At 61.4% G+C, this 5,511-nt stretch carries 5 protein-coding genes; 2 read left to right on the plus strand and 3 right to left on the minus strand.

The window, feature by feature from the left end; all coding sequences use genetic code 11:
• Nucleotides 1–110 precede the first annotated feature (110 nt).
• Genes KJQ12_RS13645 through KJQ12_RS13655 form a run of 3 tightly spaced genes read right to left on the minus strand, consistent with a single transcriptional unit; the run spans nt 111 to nt 4,539 of the window.
• Entirely contained in the window at nt 111–2,348 is a 2,238-nt protein-coding gene (locus KJQ12_RS13645) for a transglutaminase TgpA family protein (RefSeq protein WP_213485136.1), read from the minus strand.
• On the minus strand, nt 2,348–3,580 hold the full coding sequence (locus KJQ12_RS13650; protein WP_213485142.1) for a DUF58 domain-containing protein: 1,233 nt from the start codon (nt 3,578–3,580) through the stop codon (nt 2,348–2,350). Before KJQ12_RS13650 ends, KJQ12_RS13645 begins: the two co-directional genes overlap by 1 nt.
• A 2-nt stretch (nt 3,581–3,582) precedes the next feature.
• On the minus strand, nt 3,583–4,539 hold the full coding sequence (locus tag KJQ12_RS13655) for an AAA family ATPase (protein ID WP_213485143.1): 957 nt from the start codon (nt 4,537–4,539) through the stop codon (nt 3,583–3,585).
• 250 nt (nt 4,540–4,789) lie between these two features.
• Here KJQ12_RS13655 and KJQ12_RS13660 point away from each other — a divergent pair, with 250 nt between their 5' ends.
• Nucleotides 4,790–5,089: a DUF2089 family protein gene (locus tag KJQ12_RS13660; RefSeq protein WP_213485145.1), complete on the plus strand. Its 300-nt coding sequence runs from the start codon at nt 4,790–4,792 to the stop codon at nt 5,087–5,089.
• Entirely contained in the window at nt 5,089–5,382 is a 294-nt protein-coding gene (locus KJQ12_RS13665) for a hypothetical protein (protein ID WP_015255288.1), read from the plus strand. The genes KJQ12_RS13660 and KJQ12_RS13665 overlap by 1 nt, the downstream gene beginning before the upstream one ends.
• Nucleotides 5,383–5,511: the final 129 nt, after the last annotated feature.

A 5,511-nucleotide genomic window follows, 5' to 3' on the forward strand; every position in this document is an offset into this window, starting at 1 on the left:
GCTCTTTTTCTATATCCGCTTTTTCCAATTCCTACACCCACAGAGATTTTACACTAACGCGGCGGCTCCGTCATCCGCCTGTCGGCGTGCGGCGGAACCGCCGTAATGCCTTACAATCGCTCTCGGATCAGCCTGACCTTCGCGGCAAACCGCTCCGCATCCTGGTCCGTGACCGGCCGGCCGCCGTATTTCGCGCGTTCGAACATGGCCAGCACTTCCTGGAAGTCGTCGGCCAGCGAACGGCGCCGCTCGCTCCAGCGTCCAACCGTCTCGCGCAAGGTTTCGTGGTCGCTCCGCTCCAGTCCGCGCCGGCGGCAGATGCGGATGAGCCGCTCCGTCTCGTGCACGATCTGCTCGTTCGCGCTCATGGCGCCGAACCGGATTCGCCGCCACAGGAGCACCAGCGATTCCCGCTGCCGCCAGAGCCAGAACAGCGCGCCCGCTGCCGCCAGCACGCCTGCCGCAATGCCGACCGCAGGCGGAATCCGGAATCCGCTCTCGCCGCCGGTTTCAACGACCGGCCCGACATCGGAAAGATCGGGCAGCACGGGCGCCGGCATCTCACCGATCGGGTACGCATACGGATACGAGAAGCCGGGCGTCGGCTCGAACGGAATCCAGCCGAACCCTTCGAAATACACTTCGACCCAGGAATGGGCATCCGCGTTGCGGACCGTGTACGAACCGCCCATGTTCGGATCGAACGCATTTTCCGGTATGCTGATATAGAGCTCGGCCGGCAGGGCCCCCGGCGCGTAGCCTTTCACCCAGCGGACGGGAATGCCGGATGCGCGCGCGAGGACGGCCATCGCCGTCGAGAAGTAGTCGCAGTAGCCTTCCTGCACTTCGAAGAGGAAGGAATCGACGAAATCTTCGCTGCGCCGTTTCGAGATGTCCGGCGTATTCGTGTAAGGGTAGTTCTCTTTCAGGTACGTCTCGATCCGCCGGATCTTGTCGTAATCGTTGTCCGCGCCGGCCGTCAGTTCTTCCGCCAGCCGCAGCACCCGTTCCGGGACGGCCGGCAGCCGGGTGTACCTTGCGGCGATGCGCGGGTCCGGCGGACCGGCGCTGCGCAGCTGCTCTTCGTCGAGCACCACCTGCTCGGACTCGATGACATAGGTTTCCGGATACGGCGTGCTGTCCGACCGCGGCCAGCGCAGCTCGGCGGATTCGGGCAGCCAGGCCAGCGCGGCCGGTATCGATTCCGCTCCGTCGATCGCCCGGATCACCGCCGCCTGGTGGGCGCCGAACAGCACCGGGAACGGTTCGTCGCGGCGCATGGTGACCGTCGCGACGATGTTCATCGTCTCCGCTTCGGGCGACAGCTTCAGCGGTTCGCCGGCCAGACGCTTCGGCAGCGGCTCGCCGGTCTCGAGCCCCGACAGCGCGGCTTCCGTCTGCTCTTCCTCACTGTCGACCCAGCCTTGTCCCGTATATTCGGACTTCGTCTCGCCACGCCAATAGCTGCGCCGGTTCGTGTTGACGGTCATCACTTCCGAGTAATCGAACTCGAAGCCGTCGCCGAGCTTATCATCCGACCGGCTGTAGCCGGAACGCGCATCGCGCTCCCTGACCGCCGACGGCAGGCTTCCCACCTTGTCCCCGACGAAGGACGGCACCGACTCGCCGCGGGATTCCATCCAGAGCGTATACGGATCTTTCAGCACCGGATTGACGCTCGGCGCGAGCAATCCGGCCGCCATGACCAGGCCGACGACGGCAATGACGGGCAGGACGAACGAAACCGGATATTCGGTCAGATGGCGCCAGGTGTCGGGATGGCTGCGCCGGAACCGCTCGAAATGCTCGGCGACCAGCCAGCACAGCGATATGAACACGCACCAGGCGACTTCGTCCCACAGGTAAATGGTCGTAAACGAATCGAGCACCGCCAGCGAGACGAGCACCGCCCCGCAGAACAGCGCCACCTGCGGCCGCGTCCGGCAGAACCGCCCCGCGAACAGGAACAGCCCGTAAGCGACGGCGGCAACGCCGATGTAGGGCGCGAGCGGCTCCGCGATCTCCGCGAACCAGTCGCCCCATGCGGCAGCATCCTTCCACTCCCCGGCCATCGGAATCCAGCGGAACCCGCTGAACACCATGATGCACGCCAGGAGGGCGGCCGCGTGCAGCGGCATCCGCCACCTGAGCTTCCCCGGCACGAGAAATTCGATCGCCGTGCCCGCGATGAGCGCGGCATGCACGATCGCGAACGTCTGCGGCCACCAGTAGCCTTCCAGCGAATCGAACCATTGCCAGAGCAGCACGGCGGCGAAGAGCACGCAGAGCTTGGCGTAGCCGTTCCGCGCCAGGAGGCGGATAAAGCCTTTCACCATCCGTTTCGCCATCACCGGCCGCCCCCTTCCAGGGCCGCCGGCAGTTCGGCGAGCGTTCGCACGTTATAGACCGGCCATCCGCGGGCGGTGAGCATCCGCTGCCAGCCGGACGTCTCCGCCCGGCTGCGCTCGCCGGGCAGATGGATCAGGCAGGGCGTGTTGCCGCTCCGGTCCAGCCATTCCATCGTCCGGACGACTTCTTCGCCGCTGTGCGGCGTCACCAGCACGACGAACGATCCGCGGGGGATGAGCAGCGGAGACTGGCGCAGCGAGCGGTACAGCCCCGCCGTGCCGTCGGCCTGCACGCCGACGAGGTGGTTCAGAATGAGCTGGCGCTGCTCGGCGGTCGAGCGGGGCAAGAAGCCGTCGGCCGTTGCGCCGGAGGAGACGATGCCCATCGCCGTCTCGCGCCGGATGCCGTATTCGACGAGGGAAGCGGCGATCGAGACGGCCAGTTCGAAATGGTCGGCGTTCACGTAGGCCGTGCCGCAGCGGTCCAGCACGATGACGGTGCGCGGCACCGATTCGCGGTCGAACTCCTTCGACTTCCATTCCCCGGTCTTGGCCGTCGCATTCCAGTGAATCCGCGACAGCCGATCGCCGTAGATGTATTCCCGGACGCCGTTGATCTGCGTCGTCTCTTTCGAGAAGCGGTTCGAGACCGCGTAGGCGTAAGGTCCTTTCAGGCCGCGCTCGACCCGGTTCCACTGGCGGATCGGCACCGTCTGCGGCAGCACGGTGAAGCGCTGGACGGAATCGATGCTGCCCCGGTGCTCGAACAGGCCGAAAATGTCCCGCGTGACGCATTCCGTCTTCCGGAACGTGTACCAGCCGCGCTGCAGCGGCGGGGTCGAGTAGTGTACGGAACCGGTCCTTCTGAAATCGGGAATGAACGATACTTCGAACATCATCGGCTGACCGCCGGTGCGCTCAAGCGTATCCTGCACGAGGACGTAGGGCACGGGCCAGAAGCCCGGAATGCGGATGTCCAGCTCGACTTCCAGCTTCGAGCCGGCGCTCAGCACGGGGGTGTGCGGTCCGGCGTTTCCGCCCAGCCGGCGCTCGCCCTTGACACGTCCGATGCCGCTCAGCCTGCCGAGAGCAAGATACAGGAGCAGGACGTTCAAAATGACGAACAGCATGAGCGCCGTCTTGCCGCCCTGAAACAGCAGGTACAGCGTGCAGCACAGGTAAACCGCGCCGGTCAGCCGCCAGCGTAAAGAGATGGCTCTGGCGGTTGCCATCGTTATCGCTCCAATCGGACGGGGACCGTCGTGCGCTCGACGACCTCGCGGACGACCTCCTCGGGCGTCAGGCCGTTCATGCGCGCCTCGGTATGAAGCAGCATCCGGTGCGCCAGGACGGGCACCGCGAGATGCTTGATGTCGTCCGGAATGACATAGTCGCGGCCATCCAGCAGGGCGCTTGCCCGGGCCGCCGTCATCAGCGAAATCGAAGCGCGCGGGCTGGCGCCGATCTGCACACCCGGATGCGTGCGCGTGCCGTGGATGATCCGCACCAGATAATCGCCGATCGCGTCGTCGGCGTGAACCGTGCGGACGCGCTCCTGCAGCCGCACGATGTCCTCGATCTCCGCAACCTGCTCGACGCGCATCCAAGCCTGGTCCGAGTGGCTGCCGAGCACCATGCGGCGTTCGGTCTCGTCGTCCGGGTAGCCGATCGAGAGCTTCATCATGAACCGGTCAAGCTGCGCTTCGGGAAGCAGATAGGTGCCTTCGAACTCGACCGGGTTCTGCGTCGCGAACAGGATGAACGGCACCGGCAGCGGGTGGGAAACGCCGTCAACCGTCACATGCCGCTCCTCCATCGCCTCGAGCAGCGCGGACTGCGTTTTGGTCGTCGCACGGTTGATCTCGTCCGCCAGCAGGATGTTTGCCATGATCGGGCCGGGGCGAAAGACGAACGTTTCTTCCTTCGGATGGTAGATGGATACGCCCGTGATATCGGTAGGCAAGAGGTCCGGATTGCATTGAATGCGCCGGAACACCCCGCCGCATGCGCGTGCCAATGCCTTCACAAGCTGTGTCTTGCCGGTGCCGGGAACATCTTCGAGCAATACGTGTCCGCCCGCAAGCAGCGCGATAAGCAGCCGTTCGATCGCTTCGGGCTTGCCGAGAATCGAGCGCCCGAGATTTTGTCTTATATGGTCAATCAACTGGATGTCGTTGTCCGTCGTCCCCATCGCTTTCCCTCCCGGTCTCGTATATCCTCTATTTTACAAGAAGGGAAGTAGGGCTACAATTGTGGCGCATGGAAGAAAAAATTGGAGGATCACACAGTATGATTCTCCTGAATTTGACGAATCCATTTCGTATGGTTTGTGGAAATTTAATAATACTTGAATTTAAATTTAAATAAAATTTAATAATGGTTTAATTTTATTAAATAATATGTTAATATCGATTTGACGAGGTGAAAGGAGGATGGTCAATATGGCCGCTGAACCCGTTCCGCAGTGGATTTTGGCTTTGGACAACGAGGACCTGGAATTTATTAAAAATTTCGTTCTCCATTCGGGCTCCATGAAAGAAATCGCCAAACTTTATGACGTCTCGTATCCCACCGTAAGGCTGAGGCTTGACCGTCTCATCGAGAAAATCAAAATAAACGACTCGATGGAGAATGAGGAATTTATCAAGTTTATCAAGCGTCTGGCCATTGATGATCGAATCAGCATGGAAGATGCCAAGTTGATTATTGAAAAATATAAAAGCGAAAGGGGCGGGAAGTAATGGACTTCGGTTTTGATCGCGTTTTGATCGCTGCCGGTGTTTTGGCTGTTCAATTTTTCTTCTCGACAAGGAACCGCGCCTATTGGGGGGCCGTGATTCCTGTTGCATACGCGGCATGCTTGACCTGGATGTTTGCGACAAACCAGATTGAAAGTGCGCTGCAATATGCGCTGATTCTTCTGATCGGCCTTCTGTTTCTGTTCGGGGAATGGCGAAGCGGCCGGATCTATTATCATAAGAAAAGAAAAAAAGAATTGGAAAAAATGAAAGCGACCGATCTGAAATTCGATTGAATGGCTCACGGACCATCCTCACGTTGCCGACCATCGCCGGTCGGGGACTTTCACCGCATGGATGACGCCCGTGCCGGGCTAGAGTAAAGGGCTGGGGATTCCAGCCCCTCCTCATCAAACCGTACGTGA

Origin of the sequence: Thermobacillus xylanilyticus, assembly GCF_907165215.1 — a bacterium.
Classification (GTDB): domain Bacteria; phylum Bacillota; class Bacilli; order Paenibacillales; family Paenibacillaceae; genus Thermobacillus; species Thermobacillus xylanilyticus.